Below are 25,400 nucleotides of genomic sequence, written 5' to 3'. Positions count from 1 at the left end.
GCGAGTTCCATATGGCAATTAAAAACAAATTTAGACATATGAAAGAAGCAAAAATAATAGCTGAAATAGGATGTAATCATAAGGGTGATATGGAAATTGCCAAAGAGATGATTCAGATGGCTAAGATCTTTTGTAAAGCTGATATTGTTAAATTTCAAAAACGAAATAATAAGGAATTATTAACGGAAGAACAATATCATGCACCACATCCAAATCCTATGCATTCCTATGGAAAATCGTATGGTGAGCATAGAGAATATTTAGAATTTACGCTCGATCAACATAGAGAGTTACAGCAATATTGTAATGATTTAGATATTGAATATTCTACATCAGTATGGGATTTGACTTCTGCTAAAGAAATCGTTTCCTTAAATCCAAAATTGATTAAGATTCCATCAGCATGCAATAATAATTTTGAGATGTTAGAATGGTTGGCTTTAAACTATATCGGAGAAATTCATGTTTCTACAGGTATGACTACTAAACTTGAAATTGAAGAATTGATTCAATTTTTTATCAAATTCAAAAGGAATAAAGATTTAGTGGTTTATAGTTGTACATCTGGTTATCCTGTACCATTTGATGATATCTGTTTATTGGAAATAAGAAATCTCATAGAAAAGTATGGTTCTTTAGTAAACGAAATTGGTTTTTCTGGCCATCATCTAGGTATAGCAGTTGATGTAGCAGCATATTCTCTGGGGGCTACATATATTGAAAGGCATTATACGCTGGATAGAACATGGAAAGGAACTGATCATGCAGCCTCCTTAGAACCAGATGGATTACGTCGTTTATGCAGAGATTTAAAAGCTGTTAGTAAGGCTTTGAATTTTAAAAATAAAGATATACTTGATATTGAAATGGTTCAAAGAAATAAATTGAAGTACCGAAATAATTTAGTATTAAATGACTAATCTTTATTTTATTCATCGATTTCCATTTACAAAAGAGGCTTATATAAGAGATGAATTTGATTATTTTTTGAAATTAGGCTACAATGTAAAATATTTAGATGTTTCACAATTTTTAAAGAAGAAGAAACTCATTTTATCATATGCTCAGGATCTTGAAAAACATGTGATTTCATTTAAATCTAAACAAGATTTTAAAAATTTTATTCATAAGAATAAGAAGAATAGTCTGATTATATCAGATGTAGGTTTTAGGTTAAATAGTGCATGGTTGTATATAAATATTTTTAAGAATAATATTCCATATGTATTATTCGAAAATGCTGTTCTACCTAAAGTCGATCATAAAAGTATGAAGCTGGGATTTATAAAATTTCTTGCTCGTTTTGATCTAAAAAAAATATATCAAAAGCCCATTGAGCTGCTATGTTTCTATTATGCAAACCTAATTAAGAGACCAGCAACTTCAATTATTAGTTCTAAAGAAAAGGTTTCGTCAAGTAAAAGGCCTTTACTTGGTAAGGATACAAACATAAAGTATACGGCATCGTTAGATTTTATTAGTGCTTCAAGTGTTGATGATAATAATTTAATTAAGGAACCATATGCTGTTTTTATTGATCAGTATTTTATTCATCATCCTGATTTTAAAACTAATCACATCATTCATCATTTTACAGCAGAGCAATATTATGGAGAATTGAATCAATTTTTAAATCAATTTTCAAAACAGACAGGTTTAAAGATTGTTATAGCAGCGCATCCACGAAGAATAAACACGGTAAATAGTAATTTTAATAGCGACTTTGATCTTTATTATAATAAAACTGCACAACTGGTTAAATATGCCGAAGTATCATTAATTCATTTTAGTACAGCAATTAATTATTCTGTTATTTATAATAAACCGTTTATATTATTAGGTTCAGATTGTTTTTCAAAAAGTAGTGTTAAAGAAGAAATTTCGGCTTTTGCTAATTTCTTTGAAGTTAATGTTTTAAATGCAACTAAGTATCTAAATCATAATATAGAAGTAGAGTCATTTAAATCAATGAATACCAAAGATAAATACACTGAATTTTTTAATCTTTTTATAAAGTCACCAAATGCTGAAAGCATCACTTTTAAAGATGCTATTGAAGATATTATACAATTTCAAGAAGCTAAATCTGATCTAAACGTTGAGATTATATGATGAAACGATTTCTATTGAATGTTTTTATAATGTTTTTGTTTTCGGTTACTTCCTTATTATCTCAAAAGAATGTTGAAGTACATGTAAATAGTATGGGTATTTTCTCTTCAAACAATTTGGCAAGTTGAGTCGTATGTCTCGGATTGGCAACTAAATAGCTATTTAGCTTTTATTAATAACAGAATAAAAGGTTTTCACATAGGTTTCCTAGGGTCGCTTAGTAATAAATTTAGTTTTATTATTAAATCAACCTACACTAACAATTTAGGTGCTTATTCTGAAAAATATTTAAGTAGTTATAGTTGGATAAAAGATGAAGACTTTCACTATAAAGGAGGTAAAGAACAAGTATATACGAATTTAAACTTATCATATTTAAATAAGAAAAATGCATATAAAATCAATACTTCACTTTCATATGATTTTGGAGAATTGTATCATTCTTTGGGCATTATGTTGGGATTATCAATATCAATAAATTAATTCTATTTTTTTGATGGTTTACCAAACAATTTATACATTTTTCTTCGTCTTAAAAATGGTAGTTTTCTTTGATTCGGAACACCAAAATCTTTGATATAGTCTTCTGCTGCAGCAATCATTCTTGACGCTGAATTTCCGTCGTTGAAGGGATGGTAATTATCATAAAACCATTTTCTTTCATCTTTAAATGGATCCTGATTAAGGTTTGAATCAACTGCATCCTTTAGTTTTTCTCCTGTATTAATATCCTCCCAACGAATATTTTTTGATGTTGAATTAAAAGTAACTACAGGTTTATCTAATAATAAAAACTCATAAACTACCGATGAAGTATCACTAATCATTAAATCACATTGCTGAAGTAATGGTTTAATATTGGTGTCATCATATACAACCACATTATTTTTAGTATCAGCAAAATCCTGATATTCTTTAGCCACAAATTTATCCATTTTATCATGGAATTTAATGTAAATAAAGTAATCTTGATTTTGAGCTAATTCAAATATTGATTTTATAAATTTAGTGGCAGAGGTAAGACTCGGTGAAAATGTAGGTGAATAAAGTAATACGTGCTTAAATCCTTTGGGTATAAGATTTTCTTTACTTTCATCCGGAGTAAACAAACTATCAAGTTTACACCAGCCTGTTTCTTTTACTTCAAAATTTTTATACTTACTTTTTAATTGTAAAAACCGCTCTGTAAAATATGGGCCTTGAGTTAAATATAAATCAAAGTAATGACGAATATGAAAATGACCTGATTTTTCACCAGCTAAACCATGAAATATTTGGACTTTTACACCAGGAATATAATGAGGTATTACATTACCAGGCGCAAAATTTACATCAGCTTTAAATGTAATAAGATCATCAATTGTAGTTGTATACTGTACTTTATTTTTATCAAAAGGAAAGTATTGCTCCACTTTTTTATTGAAGTACCATAGAGTTTCATATCCCTGTTTTTCCAATTGTAGGTAAAGAGAACGCATGATATCAAAGGCATAGGGTTGTCCACAAAATAGTACAGCTTTCATTATTTGATTTTATATGATACAAAAGACTTCAAAAATAATTAATTTGTAGTGATTTTGTATAATTAGACGAACGTGATCGATTTATTAATATATGATTGAATTTCTAATCACAAGAATTTCTATTATATCATTTTTGTGATTACTGCTTATTAATGTACTTTTACACGATTTTTGTTTAAAAAAGAATTAAATAATGGGGAAAAAGAAAAAACAATTAATTGTTTACACTTCAGGTACTTTTGATATGTTTCATAGCAATCATTTAAAAATGATTAATTATGCAAAAGGATTAGGAAATGTATTAATAGTTGGTGTAAGTACTGATGAGTTAGTAAGTTCATATAAAGCCCCTCCTATTGTTCCTTTTGAAGAAAGGTTAGCTATTGTTGAAGGATTAAAAGCTCCTGATATTGTTATTCCTCAAAGATCATTAGATCACAAAGAAATTGTAAAAAAACTGCATATTGATATTTTTGTTGTTGGAGATGACTGGACTGGAAAATATGATTATCTTGAAGAATATGGAGTTAAAGTATTCTATTTTCCATACGGAGAAGGAACTAGTTCTACTGCTTTAAAGAAAAAAATCTATGAAAGCTATGCTAAAATAAAGCAGCGAATAGATAATCATGGTAACCCGGATGTGGTTTCAAAAGAAGATGAAAAAAAATAATATAATAGATGTTCACTTTGTATGAGGTGAACATTTTTTATTTAAACTCAAATAATATACACTTATGAAATATGCTTTTGTAACAGGGTCAACAAAAGGAATTGGTAAAGCTATTGGAATTAAATTACTACAAGAAGGTTATCATGTAGTATTTAATTATTGTAATTCAGAGGAATCAGCAAGAGAATTATATGAGTTATTGCAAGATTCCTACAATGGTATGTATAATATTATTAAAGCTGATTTATCTGATATTGATTCAGTACAACATGTTTCAGAACAATTAAGGGATATTGTTCCATATTTAAATACAGTGGTTTTTAATGCAGGCATAACCGATCGGTCTGTTTTTGGAGAAATTAATCCAGATAATTGGCTAAGAGTTTTCAATGCCAATTTAAATATTCCATTCTTTTTAATGCAAGAATTGGTTCCCAGCATAAAAACCGGAGGTAATATTATTTTCATAGGATCCATGTTAGGAAATCTGCCGCACTCAGTATCTACCTCATATGGCGTTAGTAAAAGTGCAGTGCATGCCTTGGTTAAAAATATGGTGAAATTTTTATCTAAGGATAATATTACCATAAATGCTATTGCCCCTGGATTTGTGGATACAGATTGGCAAAAAGAAAAGCCTGAATGGTTAAGAGAAAAAATTAAAGGTAAGGTGGCTTTAAAACGTTTTGCTTCAGAAGTAGAAGTGGCAGATTTATGTTTTAATATAATTCAAACGCCTTATTTAACAGGTCAAATTATTCAATTGGACGGAGGTTATAACTATGAATAAATAAAAGAGGGAATTCCCTCTTTTTTATTTGTTTTTAAGTTCACGTTCTAACAAATCAACCATCCTAACAGATACTTTACCATCTACAGGACCAATGATTTCCTTTGTATACTCCATCCTTTTGGAATGATTGTGCTCTGGTGATTTTAGTTCTGATTCGACAGTTGATTTCAAATTTTTATATTTCCAAACATTCTCACCAATATCTCTAAAACGATTCATCGCACTTTCCATTCGTTTATTGAACTTATATCTTCCAAATAATCTGTATGATAATCTTAAATGAATAAATCGATTACAAATTACAGGCTTATCTAATGCTGCAAATTCAAATATTACAGAGGATTCATCAGAAATTAAAAGATCTGAAACAGCATAAAATGGAGCTATATTATAATCCTCAAATCCCGCAAAATAAACATTCTTATATTTCTCCCATTTTTTAAATTTCTTTCGCTGAGCTTTATACTTTTTTCTTAAATAGCTGTAGTAGTGAGGTTTAATTATTAAGTTAAAATTACTAAACTCTTCAGGAAACTTGTTAGACATGTTTTCAATAGAACTAGGATAAAATGTAGGAGCATATAAAAGTGTTGGTTTATTTTTATCCAGCCCTAACTTTTCTAATAACTCATCTTTCATTTTAGTTGTGTACCTAAAAACATCATCTAGTTTAGAAAAACCAACATTTTCCCAAACTGTTTTTGCATTAGGATATAATTCCTGTAGTCTTTTTAACCTGAACTCTCCTTCAATAAATCTAATATCAAATCTATTTTTATCCTCAGTAAACGCACTAACTTTAGTCCCTATTCCATGAACAATAAGTACTTTTTTATCATGAGGTAAAGAGGTTTCCGGATAATTATCTCCTCCACAAATTAAATAATCACATGTACTATTTTCAAACCCTGATTCACCAACTTTATATGGTATATTTTCTTTTTCACAAACTCTTACAATAGAATCATTCTGATTAAAGATATCTCTTTTACTACTTTCTAATACAACAAAAATATAGTTCAGATTTCTTTTATCAAGTTCTCGTGCAACAGGTAAAAATTGTGGGATATAGTAAAGATGTTCTGTAAAAAATATGGCAAAATAATGTGTTGCTGTCATAGGTAAAAATTCTTTTCTACGTTGTATTGGTAGAAATATTAATTGACAACAAATATACGTATACTATAAGTTATTCAATAACTTTTTAAACTATCCTTAAAATGTAATCGATTTGATAACTATACAGCTTGTTGTAGCGCTGTATTTAAAAAGTATCCAGAAGATATTTTTTCTTTCAGGCTTAAGATGTTTGACTTCATCATATTATAATCGTCTGGTGTTATTTTTGCTATTTTATCTGATAATTCTTCAAGTGAGGAAATTGTTAACCCTATTTTATTTTCTTCAACAAACGCCGCCATTCCTGCTTTATTCCATATTATAATTGGCATTTCGCATTGAATATATAATGAAACTTTGTGCGGGTTATTATATTTTAGGTATTGTCCTGATTGTCCATCACATGATTGTAATGAATTTCCATACCAAACCAATCCAAAATCACCATCAATATGATCTATAACTTCATTTGATGGGAATACACCTTTATAATTTAACATTGTGTTATTGGCATCAATAACCTGCTCCTTGTCAAAGCCTATTCCATATAAATCAATTGAATAATTACCTTTTTTTGTTGTATCAAGCTGATAAATAAAACTTTTTTTACCACCCATATTTCCAGCAAAAACAATTCGATAATTAGAACTATTTAATGGTTGTTTTTTAATATTATAAGAGATGGAGTGCAAATAATCGAATATATTCAGTTCAATTAAATTTGTATTAATATTTTGGTCTAAGAACCATTCTTTCATTGTAGAATTATGTACAATAAGTGTATTTGATTTAGAAAGATTACCTAGTTCCTTTTTTTGTTTTGTTACTTTACCTTTTAAAGTATATACGTCATGTACTATTGTAATGATCTTACACTGTTTAAATAAGGCTATAGTTAATATATAATCATAGAATTTGTTAAGTGGATATTGCAAACATAAGGTACTTTTAGGCTTTAATTTAATTAGTGCCCATGATATTCCTATTGCACTAATTAATGTTCCTAATACAGCAATACTAATCCATGATTGTTTAAAACCTATATTTTTCCAACCATTTTTCTCCAGGATGGTTTCACAATCCATTTTTGCTTTTCCTGCAGCGTCAAATTTCGACCTGTAATTTCTCGCTATATAATATTTGTCCATTAAATTCTGTATTTGATAATTTTAAGGCAGCTTCAATAGTATCATCCATGTCATAATATTTGTAATCCGCTAACCTTCCCCCAAATAAAAATTTATGGGATAACGAATCAGCTAAATACCTATAGCTGCTATAGAGTAAATTATTATCTTGATTATTGATAGGATAATAAGGTTCATTATCCTTGCTAAATTCATGAGGAAATTCTTTGGTAATAACTGTTTTATCCTGGTTACCAAATTCAAAATGTTTGTGTTCTATTATTCTAGTATAGGGCGTTTCCTTGTCTGTATAATTAACAACCGCATTTCCCTGATAATTTGGAGTATTATGAATTGATGTTTCAAAGTGTAAACTCCGGTAATCGAGTATGCCTAGTTTATAATTAAAAAATGTATCAATTTTTCCAGTATACAGCACTTTTTCTGCAAGCTCATCGAATAACATTTTATTTTCAAAATAATCTACATTTGTTAAGACCTCTGCATCTTTCAGTAAATTATCAAAAAGTTTATTGTAACCACCTATCGGAATTCCCTGGTACAAATCAGAAAAATAATTATTATCAAATGTAAATCTAAAAGGCAGTCTGTTAATAATAAATGCTGGTATTTGGTTAGCAGGCCTCCCCCATTGTTTTTCTGTATATTCTTTTATAAGCGTTTCATAAATATCTTTTCCTGCCAGATGAAGAGCTTGTTCTTCAAGATTTTTTGGTTTTAGATTGAGGTAAGGTTCTCGTTGCTCGTCAATTTTGTTTTTAGCTTCTTCAGGAGTTGTAACACCCCAAAGTTGGTAAAAGGTGTTCATATTAAAAGGAAGGTTAAATAGCTTTCCTTTATAATTTGCTATTGGAGCGTTTGTATACCTATTAAATTCAACAAACTGATTTATGTAGTCCCAGGTTTCTTTATTGCTAGTATGGAAAATATGAGCGCCATATTTATGAACGTTTATGCCTTCAATATTTTCACAATATAAGTTTCCACCTACATGATTTCTTTTGTCAATTATTAAAACTTTCTTATTTCTTTTTGTAGCTTCATTTGCAAAAACAGCTCCAAATAACCCAGCTCCAACAATCAAATAGTCATAAGAATATTCCATAACATTCAAGATTTATTTATCTATAACTAATTAGTTCTATGTACTGCTAATCAATTGTTTAGTAAATAAAAATAGATGTTGTAGATGTATTACTAATTAAGTGGAAATTAAGTTAACTATATTTAGATTGAAATAAATAAATGAATTTAAAGTGTATTTAATTACAACTTTACACTAAGGGAAAATTAATATTCAATTATTAATCAAAGATTAATTTTTATCCTCTCCTCTCATTTTTCTTTTAAGTTCAGCTTTGCGATTAATTTTATACTTATGTTGTTTGTCAAACTCAATTAAAAGTTTTACCGCTTCTTCTTCATTTTTGCCATTTAATTTGGCATATTCTCTGGCAACAACTTCTAATTCTTCTTCACTAGCCCATATCTGGCGGAAATTTTTTAATCCTTTTAAATAGGGCATCTTTTCAAACTTCATTCTGTTTATATCAACCACACTAAATTCATAGTTGCCTTTATCCTTTCGTGTAATTAAAATATTACCTCTTGAGTAGTCTAAGTGATGAATTCTGTTTTTGTGTAGTTTTTGAAAAGTATAACGAGCAAACTGACGTAAAATATTGTCTTTATCTTCAAATTCAAACCCGATTAAGTCTCTTATCGTAAAATCATAATCCTGATGGATACTTACGTAATAGCTTCTGTTAAAAAGGCCATTTTTTAAAGTTTCTGCATATCCAATTGGTTCAGGAGTATCAGCTCCTACTCTACGCATTTTTAAGGCATATTGGTAAGAGTGTTTTGCTTTTGAACCTCTCAGCCAGGCATATGCTACTTTATTGATGAAATGAGGTATTTTAAAAGATTTTACGTTGATTTTATAGCCCTTATAATCAAAAATTTTGATTTCGTTTCTTCCTTTGTATATAGATTCACCAGTGTTGTCAAAACTATTGGGTAAATCTTTAATAAAATCTTCTACTTCTTTAAACTTTGGGTTTACCTGAAATCTCATCAATTGTCAATTAATTTTATTTTGTCAACAAATATATATCAAATTTTGTCCTGATAGTAAAACTTGATGGCAATAACCAATACCAAACTTTAAATTCACTTTTTATTTGGAGCTTAAATCAAAGTATTTTTTAAGAACCAATAAAGCAATTAATTTTTCTTGCTTCTTATTTTTAAATTGCTCTACGTATTTATTTGCGTTTTGAATTATTTGTAATGTTTTATCTGGATTATTTATATAATACTCCAATCTTTCATTTAAATCTGAGTAATCATCTTTTATGCATATATAATGATAATTTGGAATCAATGTTCCTTCCATAAACCAGGTTTCATATTTTGGTTTAGTCATTACTGCAACCGAATTTGATGACATAATCCATTTTAGATTTGTGGCAACATCATTTCCTTCAATTGATAAAATAAACTTGTATTGTAATTGTTCTTCAATTGTCAGGCGAGGTTTAATCCAATCCTTATTGTTAACATAATTATTGACGGCTCCTATGTTACAAATTGAATTGTTCTGGTGAATATTAAAGAAAGCTTCTCTGTGTGGCATTAATTTCGTGATTTTCCCTCTCCAAACTAATTGATTTATTTTGTTTGTAAATGATATACTGTCCTTTACAAAAGTGAAGTGTCGTATTTTGTTTAAGTTTAGAAGAACTGAATTTTCATTATAACTAGAAATTGGTCTGCTCTTAACTATCGTAGGATTTTTGGGAATATGGATTACATCACCAAATTCGTAGTGTATTTTTGAGATTGGTGAAAAGTATCTTTTAAATTTTAAAAAATCCAGATAGTAGGTTTTAAATTGGCCTATGTATTTAAATTTTGATAAAGGGATAGAATTTTTTGTGCTATATATCCTGAATAATTTATTATAATAATTCACTCTTTTTTCAATATAAGTTAAGTTATATTGATTTAGTGATTTTAGTTTGGTTTTAAGATATTTTGGTTTATATCCAGAGTAAAACCATTTTACTAAATAGCCAATTATATAGTAAGTTAATTTGTTGTTTTTGTGTTTACCACTAATTCTTTTTGATAAAATTGAACCCATTTATTATTAATTAGGGTTCAAAAATCTTAATTATGAATCATTTATATGTTAACGATATATTTTATTTAGGTAAAAAACATGATTCATTAGCTTTAATCTCATTAACTATTTGTTCAGGAGTTATGTCTATCAGGCACTTTTTTATTTCTTTTAATTTACATTTGGTATCTCCATGTTTACTACATGGTTGACAAGGTAGATTCTGTTCAAATATTTTCATTTTCTCACCCGTAGGATATCCAAATGCTGTAGGTCCTATAATAGCACAACCGGGAATATTAAATAAATCCGCAGCATGTAAAAATCCGGTATCACCACTTACTACATAATTTGATTTTGCGGTAACACAAAAACTCTCTAATAGTGAAGTTTTTCCAGCTAAATTTAGAACACGATCCGGATCAGCTGCAACAATTTCTTCACAAAAGTAATCTGTAGGTCCTGCTAAAATGGTAAAATGATAATCAGGTAATAGCGATACAAGTTTCTTCCAGTATTCAACAGGCCAACGTTTTAGTTCCCAGGCTGCAGAAGGTACCAGTGTTATTGTTTTTAATGGTTGGTCTTTTAATAATTCCAGGCATTTTTCCTCTGTTTCTTTAGGAAAAACCCAATTATCATTAAGGGTATAAAAATTAAGTATACCCCATTTTTTTAATGGTAATCTAAACGATTCAAAAGCTCTGAATGGTTTTGGCAAAAGATTAATTCTGAATTTAAAGAGTAAAAATCTCTTCAATCTACTTTTTCGTCTCGTAACCAATTTAGGCCCTATTGCCAATGGACGAAGAATTAATTTTAATATGTTAGAGCGTATATTGCTGTGGGCATCATAAACGTGAGTATAACCTTCTTTTCTTAGTTTTAATGCCAGTTTTATTAAACCTGACATACCAAGTTTTCGGTCAAATTCAATTAACTGGTCAATTCTGGGATCAATTTTTAGTAATGAAGCCAAATCTTTTCTTACAATCCAATGTATCTCACAATCAGGATAATGATTTTTAAAACCTCCTGTAACAGACATACATTGAATAATATCTCCAATTGAACTTAAACGTATAATAAGTACCTTTTTCACAATAACCTTTATTAATGCAAAAAACCGATATCAATAAATGATAACGGTTTTTCAATATATCTATTAAATTATCTTAGTCTTTTATAGAACCAATAAGTATGGTAGCTTTATTGTCTTTACATTCGAAAATGCCTGAATCACAATCAAAAATACTTTCCTTACCATCTTTACCAATAACTCTAATTTTACCTTTAGCCAATTTAGAAATAATGGCAGCATGATTTTTTAGAATGGTAAAGTTTCCATTTATTCCGGGTAATGAAACAAGTCCAATATCTGCAGAATAAAGTATCTTTTCAGGTGTAATAATTTCTAAATTTAAATCCATAATTATTTAGCTTCAGCAAGTAATTTTTCACCTTTTTCTATGGCTTCCTCAATAGTACCAACTAAGTTAAAAGCAGCTTCAGGATATTTATCTACTTCACCATCAATAATCATGTTAAATCCTTTGATGGTATCTTCAATGCTTACAAAAGTTCCTTTTAAACCAGTAAATTGCTCAGCCACATGGAAAGGTTGAGATAAAAATCTTTGTACCCTTCTAGCTCTATGTACTACAAGTTTATCTTCTTCTGATAATTCTTCCATTCCAAGAATTGCTATAATATCCTGAAGTTCTTTATAGCGTTGTAAAATTTCTTTTACTCTTTGAGCTGTATTATAGTGTTTATCACCAACAATTTCAGGAGTAAGAATTCTCGATGTAGAATCCAATGGATCTACTGCAGGGTATATACCTAATTCAGCAATTTTACGACTTAATACTGTTGTTGCATCAAGGTGAGTAAATGTTGTAGCCGGAGCAGGGTCAGTCAAGTCATCTGCAGGTACATATACAGCCTGAACTGATGTAATAGAACCATTCTTTGTTGATGTAATTCTTTCCTGCAATTCACCCATTTCCGAAGATAAAGTTGGCTGATAACCTACTGCTGATGGCATACGACCTAAAAGAGCCGAAACCTCAGAACCAGCCTGTGTAAAACGGAATATATTATCAACGAATAATAAAATATCTTTACCGGCACCAGAACCATCACCATCTCTAAAACTTTCTGCAATACTTAATCCTGATAATGCTACTCTTGCACGAGCACCTGGTGGTTCATTCATCTGTCCAAAAACCATGGTAACCTGAGAATCTGCTAAAGCTTTTTTATCCACTTTTGATAAATCCCAACTACCTTCCTCCATGCTTTTCTTAAACTCTTCACCGTAGTTAACAATCCCAGCTTCAATCATTTCGCGTAAAAGGTCATTTCCTTCACGGGTACGTTCACCTACTCCAGCGAATACAGATAAACCATCATAACCTTTCGCAATATTATTGATTAACTCCTGAATTAAAACTGTTTTTCCAACACCAGCACCACCGAATAAACCAATTTTACCACCTTTGGCATATGGTTCAATTAAGTCGACTACTTTAATACCGGTAAAAAGAATTTCACTTTCTGTTGATAAATCTTCAAATTTTGGTGGTTCTCTATGAATAGGAACACCATTTGTTTTATCAACATCTCCAATACCATCAATGGCAGCTCCTGTAACACTTAAAAGGCGTCCTCTTACTGAGTTTCCCGGGGGCATTAATATTGGTTGACCAGTTGGAATTACTTTCATACCTCTAACTAAACCATCAGTTGCATCCATAGAAATACATCTGATCGTATTTTCTCCAATATGTTGTTGGCATTCTATAGTAATTATCTCTCCATTATCACGCGTTATTTCCAGCGCATCTAAAATGTTAGGAAGTTCCTGGTCTTTTAAGTCAAAACTTACGTCGATTACAGGTCCAACAACCTGTATAATTTTCCCTTCTAATTGTTCCATGAGATATCGAAAATATTTTGAATTGGGCAAAAAGTTACAAATTATTTTAGTAATAATTAGTTAATTCTTTGCATAAGATTTTTTGCAAAATCTATTAATTCGTTTTTAATTTTTTCATTACCGTTTACTTGGCAGATATTGTTCATAGCAAGATTGTAATATTCTTCCATTAATTTTTGGGAAGATTTATCTACCAAATTTTTGATGAAGATTGCTTTGACAGAGTCTATTTTTTCCTGTTCGTCAAAGTCTTTTGCATCAATCCAACTTTTTAACGTTTGTTTGTCCTCAAAGGTTGCATTATTAAGGGCAGTAATTAGTAAAAATGTTTTTTTATTTGCTATAATATCACCTCCTATCCTTTTTCCAAAGGATTTTTGGTTTCCAAAACTATCTAAATAATCATCCTGAAGTTGAAATGCAATGCCTATATTAATACCGAATTGGTATATTAGATCAGCATCTTTTTCAGAGGCTTTAGCAAGAATCGCTCCCGATTTTAAACTTCCGGCTAATAAAATGGCTGTTTTAAGCCGGATCATTTCAATATATTCATCAACAGTTACATCTACCCTATCTTCAAAGTCCATGTCATATTGTTGTCCTTCACACACTCCTAAAGCAACATCATTAAATAGATTTAAGAGGTTTGGCAATATTTCACTTTCACATTGAGAGATGTATTGATAGGCATTAATGAGCATTGCATCACCCGATAGAATACCTACATTTTCGTTCCATTTTTTATGAACAGTTGGTTTGTTACGTCTCACATCTGCATTATCCATAATGTCATCATGGAGTAAGGTAAAGTTGTGAAAAATCTCAAGTCCAAGAGCAGGTTTTAAAGCTTTTTGAATATCCCCATTAAAAAGTTGTGTGGCCATTAAACAAAGCAAAGGCCTAATTCTTTTACCTCCCATTTCCATTGTGTACTCAATGGGTTCGTATAAATTAGAAGGTGTTTTAATGAAGTTGGTTTGTTCTATTTCACTTTTAATAAGTTCCTGAACCTGATTTATCGATAACATTTATTTTTGATCTTTTGATTTTTTTTCAATTTTTAGTTCTTCTAACTCAATATCTTCATCCTCATTATATATCTGTAATAATGGCTCTTTAAACGATTTATTGGTAATGAGTTTTTCAAGTGTTAGCAAAATCGAAGGTAATAAAATTAAGTTAGAGAAGAGCGCTATTAACAATGTAACAGCAACTAATACACCTAAAGCGACAGTTCCCCCAAATTCAGAAAAACCAAATATTCCAAACCCAAAGAACAGTATAATAGAGGTGTACATCATACTTACACCAGTTTCTTTTAAGGCCAAAACAACTGCAGCCTTAATACTCCAGTTGGTTTCACTTAATTCCTGACGATATTTGGCTAAATAGTGAATAGTATCATCAACAGATATTCCAAATGCAATACTAAACACCAATATGGTTGATGGTTTTATTGGTATTGAAAAGTATCCCATTAAAGCCGCAGTCATTATTAATGGAATTAAGTTAGGAATAAGTGAAACAAGAACCATTCTTTTGGATGAAAACATCCATGCCATAAATGATGCAATTAAAATAATAGCAAGAAATAAACTTACAAATAAGTTATGTATTAAATATTTTGTGCCTTTAAAAAACAATACACTTGCTCCTGTAACAGAGGTATAATATTTATCGTTGGGAAAAATTTCGCTTAAACTCTTAACAACATGATCATAAAGTTCTGTCATTTTTGTTGTTCCAACATCTTTAAGCCTAAAACTTAGTCGTGTTTTTGTTTTAGCAGAATCAATAAATGTACTTATTATTTTTGATTGATCTCCTTTACTATTAGCTACATAGGATAATAAGAAATTTCTTTCCTGATTACTAGGTATGTCATAGTATTTTTTATTACCATTATAAAATCCCTGACGAGCAAATTTTACTACTTCAGATAGGGATATAGCTTTTGAAATCTCCGGATGACTAGACAATTCCTCGTGGAATTTATCCATTTTTTTTAAGTTGCTTGATTTTAGTACTCCATTTGGTTTTTGAGTATCTATCATCACCTCAAGTGGCATTAATCCATCAAAGTTTTCTTCAAAATATTTTAAATCAATATAAAGAGGATCTTCATGTGGTATGTCATCCAACATAAAACCGGTGGTTTTGATCATAGAAATACCAACAAAACCAATCAGAAGCATTACCCCTCCTATTATATATACTTTAGTTCTGTGATTTAATGAAATATGAACAAGCTTATCAACAATTTTATTTACCGCTTTATTTTCCAAATGATTAAGATGTCTTTCTTTTGGTTCAGATAAAAAGCTGAAAATAATTGGAATTAAAAGTAGTGAAAGCACAAATACTCCAATTATGTTTATAGCTGCAATGATTCCAAATTCAACAAGAATTTTACTGCTGGTAAATATAAAAGTGGCAAAACCGGATGCAGTAGTTAAATTGGTTAAAAAAGTAGCATTACCAATTTTACATATTACTCTTTGAAGGGCTTTAATTTTATTACCATGCTTTCTATATTCCTGGTGATACTTATTGAGCAAGAATACCGAGTTTGGAATTCCAATTACAATAATTAACGGCGGGATCATCCCTGTAAGTATGGTAATTTTATATCCAAAGAGCGCTTGTGTTCCTAAAGCCCAAATTACTGCAATGCCCACAACAAGCATTGAAAACATGACAACCTTAAAGGATCTGAAAAACAAAAACATGATAACAGCAGTAACGCCAAGAGCAAGGAAAATAAACATGTTAAGTTCCTTTTTTATCATTTCAGCAGTGGTTACTCTAATATATGGTAAACCAGAATAGTGTAATTCATTTTTTGATTTTACAGAATACTCCTCTCCTGCTTCTTTTATATTTTTAATTAATTCAACTCTTTCAGGACTTTGAAGAATTTCCGGAGTCAAAGTAATCGCCATTAAATATGTATTTGTCTTTTTATTGTAAAGTGTACTTTCATAAAAAGGCAAATCAAAAAAGATAGATTTAAGAGAGTCTAATTCATATTGACTGTTAAAATCAGAATTAAAAACTTGTTCTATCTCAAACTGCTTTTCGTCTTTATTTTTTATTAAGTTATAAGCTTCTGTAGCTGATAGAACAGATGTTACTCCATTAATTTCAGTTATCTTTTTCGAAAAATTTGTCCAGTGTTTAAAATGATTAAGCTTAAAGAAATTTGAGTCAGTTACTCCTATAACCATTAAATTACCTTCGTTTCCGAATTGTTGTTCAAAAGCTTCATATTCCAAATATGCCGGATCATCTTCAGGAAGTAATGGTGCATATTGATATGACATTTGTACATCACCAGCTTTATAAGCCATAAAAGACGTGATGACCAATAAAAGACTTAAAAAGAATATTCTATTTTTTAATATTGTGCGCGCTACCAGAATCCACATTATCAATCTGTATTAAATAATAAAAATGAGTTGCGAAGTTATTATAAATTGAAAGACCTGCTTAATAAATGATTAATATTAACTTATTTTAAAAGTTAAATAGAAGTAAAAGACTCAATTTCAATAAGTTTGTCTTTACTGTAGAATTCTGTATTTATAATAATGCATTCTGTATTGGGTAGTACTGAATGAATAATGTCTTTCACCTCTTTGTTGTAAGATTCATGTCGCACGTACGCTTTTATTAATTTAAAACCATCTTTAAAATTATATGGTTCAGGGATGTTGATATTGGATGCCACCAAATTTTTATTTTCAATTAGCTTAAAAGTTTCCTCAAGCGCTTTTAAAATTTGTTTTTCAATATCCTTTGAAGTATCATAGTTTAAACATGATCCTGAAATCCATACTTCATCTTTATCTGTATATAAATATTTAGCCTGATCAGAAAATGGTAAGTAATAATCAGATTTAATATTAACTGAAGTAAAGTGTTCATAATTATTAAAGGCCATAAAATCTATAACAATGCCTCCTTGATATATTCCATTGTCAGAAACAGAAGGATATCCATTTTTAAACAACGATTCTTCAAGAAAAAATGATTTTATTTCATTAAAAATTTCCAAATTATTTTTTGATGATCCATCATATTCTGAATTTTCATTTATTGCTGTTATGTAGTCCCATTGTCTAACAATGTGTCCAAAATTCATGTCTTCAGCCATCAATAACTGTTCAGCAAAATCAAAAGCACGTTGTATATTTAGTAATATGGAGTTTTCGTTAAAATGTATCCCACCTGAAATTAATTCAATACCATTTTTGTGTTCAATGGTTACATAATGATGGTCAAGTATTTTTTTGAAGTTGATTTTTTCACTACTGTGTGTATAAAACTGACATGAAATCAAAACATCGTTATTATCTGCCGGATGATTTGAAATAAAGGTGGTAGCAGGAATCTTATTTTTAAATGACTCTTTTATTGCTGCACTTAAAATGTCGCATTCATCTTTAAATGTTTCAGCATTTGTTGAATGAATGTGTATATCTAATTTAGTGATTGTTTTATCTGCTAATTGTTTTTGTATTTCAAGAAAAGTTGATTTTACTCTTGAAACAAATGATTCTCCCTCTTGTAAATTGAAAATTTTATAATTCCTCATTGATTAATCAAGTATTTATAAGTGGCGACAAAGTTATGGTAATATTGTTTTATTACCATTTTTAAGTTAGTAATTATTTTCCTTGTGTGGTCTTTTCAGCATTTTATAAACAAAAAAGGTAACCTAAAAATATATTCGCCGTACTAAGGGCAAGGGAAACAGTAAAAACATATTCAGAGAGTGTTATGAGGAAACAATTTTTAATTTTATTCTTTTTAGTGCTTATACCATTGACAGGTTTTAGTCAAGTTGAAAAATATAAGTCTGTATTTACTTTAAATTTCATTCGTTATATTGGTTGGGCAGAAGAAGCAAAACAAGGTGATTTTGTAATTGGAGTATTAAAAAACTCAAAAATAGCAGATTGGTTAACTGAGCAATCAGCTGGAAAAAAGTTTGGGTATCAAAATGTAGTTATTAAACAGTTTAATAGTGTTGAAGACGTTACAGATTGTCAAGTACTCTATGTATCATCATACATCAATTTTTCTCGTCATGCAGAAACTTTAAAAGGGACGTTGGGGAAAAATTCATTAATAATAACAGAATCTGAGGGAGCAACAGATCATGGTGCTGTAATTAATTTTGTAGTCAGAGATAATAACCTTAAGTTTGAGGTTGATGAAGCCAATGCACAAACTTTAGGCTTAAGTATTAGTTCAAAATTAGCAAATATGGCAGCAGCCATTAAAAAGTAAAAATTTTAGTATGAAGATTAAATTGAATATAGCTCAAAAATTATTTGCAGGTTTTGGGTTAATTTTAATAGCAATTATCTTTAATGGAGTTTCTACTTATGTGACTTTACATAACAGTAGAAATTTAAGTGAAGAAATTACTGGTATCTACAATCCTTCAGAACAAAAACTTCAGCAATTCAGAGATATGGTTAATAATTCCAAATCCTTAATCAAGAGCTGGGTATTTGTAGATAGACAACCAGGTACATCTGACAAACAAAGATTAGAAACTTTAATTAAAGAAGATTATCCTTCACTGGTAAATGATTTAAAATCTCTTACACCAAGGTGGAAAAAAGAATTTCAAGATAGTTTTGCACAGGTAGTACATAAAACTGATTCATTATTTGAAAAGCAAAAATATGTAATGTCCAGTTTAAATAGTTTTGAGTCCTACGATGATGTAATGGTTATTTTTGAAGTTGAACCAATGGTTCAGGAAGATGGTGAAATAATCAATCTAGGTACCGAAATTATAAAAGATCTTGAAACAATTGAAAATAACTTTCATAGTTTAAATGAATCTTCATTAAAAAATATGGATGATTCATTTGCAGGTTTTGGGTTGTTTGTAATTATTATGATTTTTGTACTTGCTGCTGTTGCTGTTTTTAGTGCCTATGTATTGTATACAAGTATTGTTAAACCTTTAAATAAAGGATTAACATTTGCTCAAACAATCGGACAAGGTGATTTGACAGCTGAACTTGAAATTGATCAGCAAGATGAGATTGGATTATTAGCAGATGCCCTAAACAAGATGGCTTCTAACCTGAAAGGTATTGTACTTTCAATTAAAGAAAATGCCAATGATTTGGTTGTTAGTGGTCGAAACGTAAAGGATAGCTCGTTACAATTATCTAAAGGTTCTGCCGATCAGGCTGCTTCAGCCGAAGAAGTTTCAACTTCTATCGAAGAAATGGTAGCGAATATTGATCAAAATACAGAGAATGCAGTTGAGACAGAAAAAATTACTGTAGAAACAGCTAAAGATGTAAATGTTGCAGACAAACTTTCTTCTGAAGCAGCTGCTTCAATGAAAAGTGTTGCAGAAAAAATTACAATAATTGGTGATATTGCTTTCCAAACAAATATTTTAGCATTAAATGCTGCAGTGGAAGCTGCCAGAGCTGGAGAGCATGGTAGAGGTTTTTCTGTAGTAGCTGCTGAAGTTCGTAAGTTGGCAGAACGAAGTAAAGTTGCCGCTGATGAAATTCATACTTTGGTAAACGGAGGTTTAAAAGTATCTCAGGAAGCTGGAGAAAAATCACGATTATTAGTTCCTGATATTGAAAAAACAACTCAGTTAATTAAAGAGATTTCTGCTGCCAGTTTGGAACAAAAGACAGGTGCCGAGCAAATTAATATGGCAATGCAGAATCTTAACCTTATTACTCAGGAAAATGCCTCTTCATCTGATGAGTTAACACAAAGTGCAGAGCAACTAGCTGTGTTAGCCGATAGTTTAAAAGAAGCAGTAAGTTTCTTTAATATTGGAGATGAAGATGTAATAGAAGTAGAAAAGGAAGAGAAGATCGAAACAGAAGTAACTTTTAACGAAAATGTGGTTACTCCTAAAAATAATAAAGAAAAGAAAGCTAATGTATCGGCTAAAGGCGATATTATTAACTTAGATAAAGAGTTCGATCTAGATAACTACGAGAAATTTTAAATTTATAATAAAATATTATTATGGATACAGCATTCTCAGTTGATGTTAAACACGATAAAAATCAGAGTAAAATATTAATCTCTGGTGAGCTTATAATAAATCATATTTGTAAAATCAGAGAAAGTATTTTGGATGCTGTTGATTTTTCAAATAATTTAGATATTCGTATAACTAATCCATCATCGTTAGATGTTACTTTTATTCAATTGATGAGTTCGGTAAAAAAATCTTTTGAAAATAAAGGTAAGGAATGTACGATTGAGGGAATGTTTAGTGAAGAGATTCATGGATTAATATCAAATGCTGGATTTAACAATCTATTTAAACTATAGAAATTAATTTTAACTAATTATGGCTAAGACAGTTCTTATTGTTGATGACTCAGAAAGTATAAGGGAAGTTGTTAACTTTACTCTACAAAACGAAGGTTATAATGTATTGGTTGGTGTTGATGGAGAAGATGCCTTACAATTTTTAGATGGCAGAACCATTGATATCATTATTACAGACTTACATATGCCAAACCTTGATGGTTTAGGTTTAATTCGTAAAGTAAGAGAAATAGATGCTTATAAGCATATTCCGATTTTGTTTTTAACAACAGAATCACAAGCAGCTAAAAAGATGGAAGCAAAACAAGCTGGTGCTACAGGTTGGATTATTAAGCCATTTGTTCCTGCCAAATTACTTAGTGCGATATCAAGAGTATTACGATGATTGAGAAAATTAAGGAGACCTTTATTAAGGACTCTATCAAGGATTTGGAAGTTATAGAAAACCTTGTAAGAGAAAAAAAGGGGGAATTAGAAGATTGTATTATTGAAAAGGTGTTTGCTATTGCTCACAATATAAAAGGTACTGCTCCAATGTTAGGCATTGAGAGTGTTGATCATATTGTAAAACCAATGGAGTTAGTTTACAGTGGTTTAAGAGATGGTAGTATTGCTTCTTCGAGTGAAATCGTTTCAAATACACAAAAGTTAATTCCTGTAATTAAATCGGAGCTCCTACAAACTCAACAACATCAAATAGATAAGAATGACGTAAATGACACTTTACGTTTTTTTGATTCTTTAATTACAAAAAATGCATAGGCATGATTGATAAGTTCAGAGCAAAATTTGTTGAAGAATCACTGGATAATGTTCATGATCTTGAAGAAGCATTATTGTTACTTGAGAATGATAAAGGTGATAAAGAAATAATAGAGAGGATATTTAGAGCTATGCACTCCCTTAAAGGTGGAGGTGCAATGTTTGGCTTTAATGATTTAAGTGAGTTTACTCATCATTTAGAGACAGTATTTGATTGGGTTCGCAATGGGAAGTTATCTGTTACTGATGATCTGATTTCATTAACCTTTAATGCAATAGATCAAATTAAACATTTTCTTGATGTTGGTGATCTTACAGACTCTGAAGACAAAAAGGAGCTTGCAGCTTTAACAACCAGAGTTCAACAATTTGTTAATTCTCCTGGTGAAAAAACAGTTGAAGAAACAGTAATTGAAACTGCTGACGAAGTTGAAGACGATGACTCCAAAACATTTTTAATCAAAATAAAGCCTCATAGCAATATTTTGCAAAATGGAACAAACCCATTGTTTTTGCTTGATGACCTTCATGCATTAGGTGAAGCTATTGTTGTTTCTTATGATTATAATGTTCCTGAAATTGAGGATTTAAATCCTGAGGATTGTTTTGTTGCCTGGGATGTGATATTGAATACAACTGAGCCTGAAAATGAAATTCAGGACGTATTTATATTTGTTGAAGATGAATGTGATCTTGTAGTTACAGAAATTAGTAAAGGAAATATACTAAGACGTCCGGAATTAGAGGATTTTGTAGAAAGAGCACAAGCTGGTGAGGAAGAATTAACAGGAGAGCTATTAAAGAGTGTTTCCTGGGTGCAAGAAAAACAGGACATAGAGCAAGCTGAAAAAAAGAAAGTTCAATTAAAAGAACATAAAATATCTAGTATACGTGTATCATCTACAAAAATAGATGAACTTGTTAATTTAGTTAGTGAGTTAGTAACTATACAAGCACAATTAAATCTGCATGCTGAAAACAGTGGTGATGCACATTTAATGGGGCTATCTGAAAATATTCAAAAATTAACACGTCAACTAAGAGATAATGCCTTTGAAATAAGTCTTATTCCTATTCAGAATGATTTAATGCGATTCCAAAGATTGGTTCGTGATTTATCAAAAGAATTGAATAAAGATATCGATTTTATTATTGAAGGTGGTGATATTGAGTTAGATAAAAACATAATCGAACACCTTACAGATCCGTTGTTACACATGATTAGGAATTGTGTGGATCATGGTATTGAGTTGCCAAATGAGCGTATCAAAAAAGGTAAATCACCTAAGGGAACTATCATTTTTAAAGCATATTATGAAGGAGCCAGTGTTATCATTAAGGTAATTGATGATGGTAAAGGTATTGATCCTGAATATATCCTTAAAAAGGCCATTTCTAAAGGTTTGGTTGATGATGGTATAGAATTAACAGAGAAAGAAATCTTCGATTTAGTATTCATGAGTGGTTTTTCTACCAAAGATAAAGTTTCAGACATATCGGGTAGAGGAGTAGGAATGGATGTTGTAAAAAGAAAAATCGGGGAAATCAGAGGTGAAGTTTCAATTACATCAGAACCAGATAAAGGTACTACTGTTACACTTGAGTTACCATTAACATTATCTATAATTGATGGTTTACTTGTTACTGTAGCTGAAACACAATATGTGATTCCTATTTCATTAATTGAAAAGATATTCCCACTTGAAGTTGCGGAACAAAAACTTATTTTCAATAATGTAATAACACTAAATGGAGAACAGTTTCCAATAATAGATATGAGAAACATATTTAATGAACCTGTTCGTGAAGGTAAAAAGCATATTATACAAGTTAAATTCGAAAACAAAAAGATTGGTTTAGTAGTTGACGAAGTGATTGGTGAATTTCAAACTGTAGTTAAACCATTTGGCCGATTATTAAAAGATCAGGAAGTGATTTCCGGAGCCTCAATTATGGGAGATGGTACTATATCTATGGTAATTGATACAAATAGATTGATACATTATCATTGGGTTCAAAAACTACATAAATAATTAGGTATGGAGAGCGATTTTAAAACATTAATATCATTTAATTTGGGAAACCAGATTTTTGCTTTCGATAGCCTTAAGGTTAGAAATATTCTACCTTATGAAGAAGGTAATGTAACAAAAGTACCAAATACAAAAGATTTTATCCTTGGTGTAATTAATTTACATGGTAATATTGTTCCGGTAACTGATTTAAGAGTTATTATGCAAATTGAAAACTGGACAAATACAAGAGATACCTCTATAATTGTTGTATCACCTGAGGATAAACTCGAATCTCAATTTGGTATTGTTGTAGATTTTGTAAAAGAAGTTTTTGAAGTTGGAAATGATAAAATCATGCCTGCAGCCTTTCAAAATGGAATGGGTTTAATTGATACATTTGAAGGTACGGTTCAGGAAAAAGATGAATTTATTCATATGATTGATTTAATGCATGTTATTAATCAAATTGAAAGTAAAAACGTATAGTAATGGAAGACATTAACAATTCATATCTTTCGTTTAAAATAGGCACTGAATCGTTTGCAATTCATGTGAGCAGGGTTAATGAGATTCGAGAGTATGAAGAACCTCGAAAAATGCCTGAAACAGTTTCTTTTATGAAGGGTGTAATAGACCACAGAGAAGAAGTTGTACCAGTAATTGACACTGGAGTTAAATTTGGTATGAATCCAGTTCAAATTACACCGCAAACATGTATCGTTATAATTGATGTTACAAGAGAAGACACAAATAGCTCTTTTAGAGTAGGAATTCTTACTGATGCTGTTACAGATGTTTTTGAAGTTGAAGAATCTGAATTTAAACAAATAGATACAGATTATAGTCCCAATTATATAAAAGCAACTTGTAATATTAATGATAATTTTTACTTAGTATTAAATTCTGATAAAGTATTTAGTATTAATGAAATTATTGGAATGGGAGATATGATTAAACAAATTAGTAAGTAGTGGATAATAAAAAGTCATACTCAAAAGATTTAGATTGCTTTAAAGCTGAATTATCCACCAAGGATTTTGAGGCATTTAGTCAATTTATTTATACTGAGTTTGGTATAAAAATGCCTCCTGTTAAAAGAATCATGTTGCAGGGAAGGTTATTAAAAAGAATTCGTGAATTAAATATGAATTCTTATACCGAGTATAAAGACTACTTGTTTAGTAAGGATGGACAGCGAGAAGAAATTTTTAATTTTTTAAATGTTGTTACTACCAATAAAACTGATTTTTTTAGAGAGCCAATTCACTTTGATTTTCTAAAAAGTACAGTTTTGCCTGAATTTGTTAACGGTAAAACACGTCAACCATTTAAGATTTGGAGTGCTGGATGTTCAAGTGGAGAAGAACTTTATACTTTGGCTATTACTTTAAATGAGTTTAAAAGTTCAAATGCAGCTTTTGAATATAACATGCTAGGAACTGATATATCACAGAATGTTCTGAGTAAGGCTGCTAAGGGAATTTATCCGTTAAATAAAGTGGATATTATTCCAATAGATTTAAAAAAGAAATATTTATTAAAGAGTAAGGATAAAATTAATCCAACGGTTAAAGTAAGACCGGAACTACAAAGGAATTTGTCATTAAAGTATTTGAACTTAATGGATTCTACATATTCAAATATTAATGAAACTTTTGATGTAGTTTTTTGTAGAAATGTATTAATATATTTTGATCGACAAACACAAGAAAGTGTAATAAATAAGTTAAGTTCCCATGTAAAACCGGGAGGCTACTTTTTTATTGGTCATTCAGAATCGTTAACAGGGATGGATGTTCCTTTAGAACATATTAAGCCAACTATTTTTAGAAAAAAATAAAGC

The 25,400-nt window shown here is 30.0% G+C and carries 25 protein-coding genes; 13 read left to right on the top strand and 12 right to left on the bottom strand.

The window, feature by feature from the left end:
- The first annotated feature begins 38 nt into the window (after positions 1–38).
- Positions 39–920, top strand: coding sequence for an N-acetylneuraminate synthase family protein (locus OM075_RS01705; RefSeq protein ID WP_301188730.1), 882 nt, complete (start codon positions 39–41; stop codon positions 918–920).
- Complete coding sequence (locus tag OM075_RS01700) at positions 913–2,112, top strand: hypothetical protein (protein WP_301188729.1); 1,200 nt, start codon at positions 913–915, stop codon at positions 2,110–2,112. Before OM075_RS01705 ends, OM075_RS01700 begins: the two co-directional genes overlap by 8 nt.
- Positions 2,113–2,597: 485 nt before the next feature.
- On the opposite strand, the gene OM075_RS01695 is transcribed toward OM075_RS01700, so the two are convergent.
- On the bottom strand, positions 2,598–3,635 hold the full coding sequence (locus OM075_RS01695) for a CDP-glycerol glycerophosphotransferase family protein (protein ID WP_301188728.1): 1,038 nt from the start codon (positions 3,633–3,635) through the stop codon (positions 2,598–2,600).
- Positions 3,636–3,828: 193 nt separating this feature from the next.
- On the opposite strand from OM075_RS01695, the gene OM075_RS01690 reads away from it, so the two are divergent.
- Positions 3,829–4,308, top strand: coding sequence for an FAD synthase family protein (locus OM075_RS01690; protein ID WP_301188727.1), 480 nt, complete (start codon positions 3,829–3,831; stop codon positions 4,306–4,308).
- Between the two features lie 64 nt (positions 4,309–4,372).
- The gene (locus OM075_RS01685; protein ID WP_301188726.1) at positions 4,373–5,098 is read left to right on the top strand and encodes an SDR family NAD(P)-dependent oxidoreductase; all 726 of its coding nucleotides are present in this window, start codon (positions 4,373–4,375) and stop codon (positions 5,096–5,098) included.
- Between the two features lie 24 nt (positions 5,099–5,122).
- Here OM075_RS01685 and OM075_RS01680 read toward each other — a convergent pair whose 3' ends face one another.
- The 11 genes from OM075_RS01680 to OM075_RS01630 all read right to left on the bottom strand — a co-directional run bounded on the left by OM075_RS01680 (position 5,123) and on the right by OM075_RS01630 (position 18,036).
- Complete coding sequence (locus OM075_RS01680; protein ID WP_301188725.1) at positions 5,123–6,220, bottom strand: CDP-glycerol glycerophosphotransferase family protein; 1,098 nt, start codon at positions 6,218–6,220, stop codon at positions 5,123–5,125.
- Positions 6,221–6,339: 119 nt separating this feature from the next.
- Positions 6,340–7,368, bottom strand: a complete 1,029-nt coding sequence (locus OM075_RS01675; protein WP_301188724.1) for a glycosyltransferase — start codon at positions 7,366–7,368, stop codon at positions 6,340–6,342.
- Positions 7,325–8,473, bottom strand: coding sequence for a UDP-galactopyranose mutase (gene glf, locus OM075_RS01670; RefSeq protein ID WP_301188723.1), 1,149 nt, complete (start codon positions 8,471–8,473; stop codon positions 7,325–7,327). The genes OM075_RS01675 and glf overlap by 44 nt, the downstream gene beginning before the upstream one ends.
- A 210-nt stretch (positions 8,474–8,683) precedes the next feature.
- On the bottom strand, positions 8,684–9,445 hold the full coding sequence (locus OM075_RS01665) for a lipopolysaccharide kinase InaA family protein (RefSeq protein WP_301188722.1): 762 nt from the start codon (positions 9,443–9,445) through the stop codon (positions 8,684–8,686).
- 102 nt (positions 9,446–9,547) lie between these two features.
- A complete protein-coding gene (locus tag OM075_RS01660; RefSeq protein WP_301188721.1) occupies positions 9,548–10,516 on the bottom strand; it encodes a glycosyl transferase family 90 in 969 nt (322 codons plus the stop codon).
- A 61-nt stretch (positions 10,517–10,577) separates the two neighbouring features.
- Positions 10,578–11,597 carry a glycosyltransferase family 9 protein gene (locus OM075_RS01655; RefSeq protein WP_301188720.1) on the bottom strand — a complete coding sequence of 340 codons (1,020 nt, stop codon included), beginning with the start codon at positions 11,595–11,597 and terminating at the stop codon, positions 10,578–10,580.
- A 73-nt stretch (positions 11,598–11,670) separates the two neighbouring features.
- A complete protein-coding gene (locus OM075_RS01650) occupies positions 11,671–11,925 on the bottom strand; it encodes a F0F1 ATP synthase subunit epsilon (RefSeq protein WP_301188719.1) in 255 nt (84 codons plus the stop codon).
- Between the two features lie 2 nt (positions 11,926–11,927).
- Positions 11,928–13,436 (bottom strand): F0F1 ATP synthase subunit beta, encoded by a 1,509-nt coding sequence (atpD, locus tag OM075_RS01645; protein ID WP_301188718.1) that lies wholly within the window; start codon positions 13,434–13,436, stop codon positions 11,928–11,930.
- A gap of 56 nt (positions 13,437–13,492) precedes the next feature.
- The gene (locus OM075_RS01640; protein ID WP_301188717.1) at positions 13,493–14,467 is read right to left on the bottom strand and encodes a polyprenyl synthetase family protein; all 975 of its coding nucleotides are present in this window, start codon (positions 14,465–14,467) and stop codon (positions 13,493–13,495) included.
- Entirely contained in the window at positions 14,468–16,789 is a 2,322-nt protein-coding gene (locus OM075_RS01635; protein ID WP_301188716.1) for an efflux RND transporter permease subunit, read from the bottom strand.
- 173 nt (positions 16,790–16,962) lie between these two features.
- Positions 16,963–18,036 (bottom strand): hypothetical protein, encoded by a 1,074-nt coding sequence (locus OM075_RS01630; RefSeq protein ID WP_301188715.1) that lies wholly within the window; start codon positions 18,034–18,036, stop codon positions 16,963–16,965.
- 185 nt (positions 18,037–18,221) lie between these two features.
- Here OM075_RS01630 and OM075_RS01625 point away from each other — a divergent pair, with 185 nt between their 5' ends.
- The 9 genes from OM075_RS01625 to OM075_RS01585 are packed head-to-tail and all read left to right on the top strand — an operon-like array spanning position 18,222 to position 25,397.
- Complete coding sequence (locus OM075_RS01625) at positions 18,222–18,734, top strand: YfiR family protein (protein WP_301188714.1); 513 nt, start codon at positions 18,222–18,224, stop codon at positions 18,732–18,734.
- A gap of 10 nt (positions 18,735–18,744) precedes the next feature.
- Positions 18,745–20,448, top strand: a complete 1,704-nt coding sequence (locus OM075_RS01620; RefSeq protein WP_301188713.1) for a methyl-accepting chemotaxis protein — start codon at positions 18,745–18,747, stop codon at positions 20,446–20,448.
- Positions 20,449–20,468: 20 nt separating this feature from the next.
- A complete protein-coding gene (locus OM075_RS01615; protein WP_301188712.1) occupies positions 20,469–20,780 on the top strand; it encodes an STAS domain-containing protein in 312 nt (103 codons plus the stop codon).
- Positions 20,781–20,799: 19 nt separating this feature from the next.
- On the top strand, positions 20,800–21,165 hold the full coding sequence (locus tag OM075_RS01610) for a response regulator (RefSeq protein WP_301188711.1): 366 nt from the start codon (positions 20,800–20,802) through the stop codon (positions 21,163–21,165).
- Entirely contained in the window at positions 21,162–21,542 is a 381-nt protein-coding gene (locus OM075_RS01605; protein ID WP_301188710.1) for an Hpt domain-containing protein, read from the top strand. The genes OM075_RS01610 and OM075_RS01605 overlap by 4 nt, the downstream gene beginning before the upstream one ends.
- 2 nt (positions 21,543–21,544) lie before the next feature.
- Positions 21,545–23,575, top strand: coding sequence for a chemotaxis protein CheA (locus tag OM075_RS01600; protein ID WP_301188709.1), 2,031 nt, complete (start codon positions 21,545–21,547; stop codon positions 23,573–23,575).
- Between the two features lie 6 nt (positions 23,576–23,581).
- Positions 23,582–24,043 carry a chemotaxis protein CheW gene (locus OM075_RS01595; protein ID WP_301188708.1) on the top strand — a complete coding sequence of 154 codons (462 nt, stop codon included), beginning with the start codon at positions 23,582–23,584 and terminating at the stop codon, positions 24,041–24,043.
- A 2-nt stretch (positions 24,044–24,045) separates the two neighbouring features.
- Entirely contained in the window at positions 24,046–24,528 is a 483-nt protein-coding gene (locus OM075_RS01590) for a chemotaxis protein CheW (RefSeq protein ID WP_301188707.1), read from the top strand.
- The gene (locus OM075_RS01585) at positions 24,528–25,397 is read left to right on the top strand and encodes a CheR family methyltransferase (RefSeq protein ID WP_301188706.1); all 870 of its coding nucleotides are present in this window, start codon (positions 24,528–24,530) and stop codon (positions 25,395–25,397) included. Before OM075_RS01590 ends, OM075_RS01585 begins: the two co-directional genes overlap by 1 nt.
- Positions 25,398–25,400: the final 3 nt, after the last annotated feature.

The organism is Plebeiibacterium sediminum, assembly GCF_026013605.1.
In the GTDB taxonomy this organism is placed as follows: domain Bacteria; phylum Bacteroidota; class Bacteroidia; order Bacteroidales; family Marinilabiliaceae; genus Saccharicrinis; species Saccharicrinis sediminus.
The sequence above is the reverse complement of the archived record's forward strand: the minus strand, read 5'-3'. Positions and strand labels throughout refer to the sequence as shown.

Bases quoted from the DNA above. Each gene is read 5' to 3' on its own strand.
- OM075_RS01600 (WP_301188709.1), top strand. From the start codon at position 21,545: ATGATTGATAAGTTCAGAGCAAAATTTGTTGAAGAATCACTGGATAAT.
- glf (WP_301188723.1), bottom strand. From the start codon at position 8,473: ATGGAATATTCTTATGACTATTTGATTGTTGGAGCTGGGTTATTTGGA.
- OM075_RS01705 (WP_301188730.1), top strand. From the start codon at position 39: ATGAAAGAAGCAAAAATAATAGCTGAAATAGGATGTAATCATAAGGGT.
- OM075_RS01620 (WP_301188713.1), top strand. From the start codon at position 18,745: ATGAAGATTAAATTGAATATAGCTCAAAAATTATTTGCAGGTTTTGGG.
- OM075_RS01625 (WP_301188714.1), top strand. From the start codon at position 18,222: ATGAGGAAACAATTTTTAATTTTATTCTTTTTAGTGCTTATACCATTG.
- OM075_RS01650 (WP_301188719.1), bottom strand. From the start codon at position 11,925: ATGGATTTAAATTTAGAAATTATTACACCTGAAAAGATACTTTATTCT.
- OM075_RS01610 (WP_301188711.1), top strand. From the start codon at position 20,800: ATGGCTAAGACAGTTCTTATTGTTGATGACTCAGAAAGTATAAGGGAA.
- OM075_RS01695 (WP_301188728.1), bottom strand. From the start codon at position 3,635: ATGAAAGCTGTACTATTTTGTGGACAACCCTATGCCTTTGATATCATG.
- OM075_RS01615 (WP_301188712.1), top strand. From the start codon at position 20,469: ATGGATACAGCATTCTCAGTTGATGTTAAACACGATAAAAATCAGAGT.
- OM075_RS01700 (WP_301188729.1), top strand. From the start codon at position 913: ATGACTAATCTTTATTTTATTCATCGATTTCCATTTACAAAAGAGGCT.
- OM075_RS01595 (WP_301188708.1), top strand. From the start codon at position 23,582: ATGGAGAGCGATTTTAAAACATTAATATCATTTAATTTGGGAAACCAG.
- OM075_RS01665 (WP_301188722.1), bottom strand. From the start codon at position 9,445: ATGAGATTTCAGGTAAACCCAAAGTTTAAAGAAGTAGAAGATTTTATT.
- OM075_RS01640 (WP_301188717.1), bottom strand. From the start codon at position 14,467: ATGTTATCGATAAATCAGGTTCAGGAACTTATTAAAAGTGAAATAGAA.
- OM075_RS01605 (WP_301188710.1), top strand. From the start codon at position 21,162: ATGATTGAGAAAATTAAGGAGACCTTTATTAAGGACTCTATCAAGGAT.
- OM075_RS01590 (WP_301188707.1), top strand. From the start codon at position 24,046: ATGGAAGACATTAACAATTCATATCTTTCGTTTAAAATAGGCACTGAA.
- OM075_RS01630 (WP_301188715.1), bottom strand. From the start codon at position 18,036: ATGAGGAATTATAAAATTTTCAATTTACAAGAGGGAGAATCATTTGTT.
- OM075_RS01660 (WP_301188721.1), bottom strand. From the start codon at position 10,516: ATGGGTTCAATTTTATCAAAAAGAATTAGTGGTAAACACAAAAACAAC.
- OM075_RS01690 (WP_301188727.1), top strand. From the start codon at position 3,829: ATGGGGAAAAAGAAAAAACAATTAATTGTTTACACTTCAGGTACTTTT.
- OM075_RS01680 (WP_301188725.1), bottom strand. From the start codon at position 6,220: ATGACAGCAACACATTATTTTGCCATATTTTTTACAGAACATCTTTAC.
- OM075_RS01685 (WP_301188726.1), top strand. From the start codon at position 4,373: ATGAAATATGCTTTTGTAACAGGGTCAACAAAAGGAATTGGTAAAGCT.
- atpD (WP_301188718.1), bottom strand. From the start codon at position 13,436: ATGGAACAATTAGAAGGGAAAATTATACAGGTTGTTGGACCTGTAATC.
- OM075_RS01675 (WP_301188724.1), bottom strand. From the start codon at position 7,368: ATGGACAAATATTATATAGCGAGAAATTACAGGTCGAAATTTGACGCT.
- OM075_RS01635 (WP_301188716.1), bottom strand. From the start codon at position 16,789: ATGGCTTATAAAGCTGGTGATGTACAAATGTCATATCAATATGCACCA.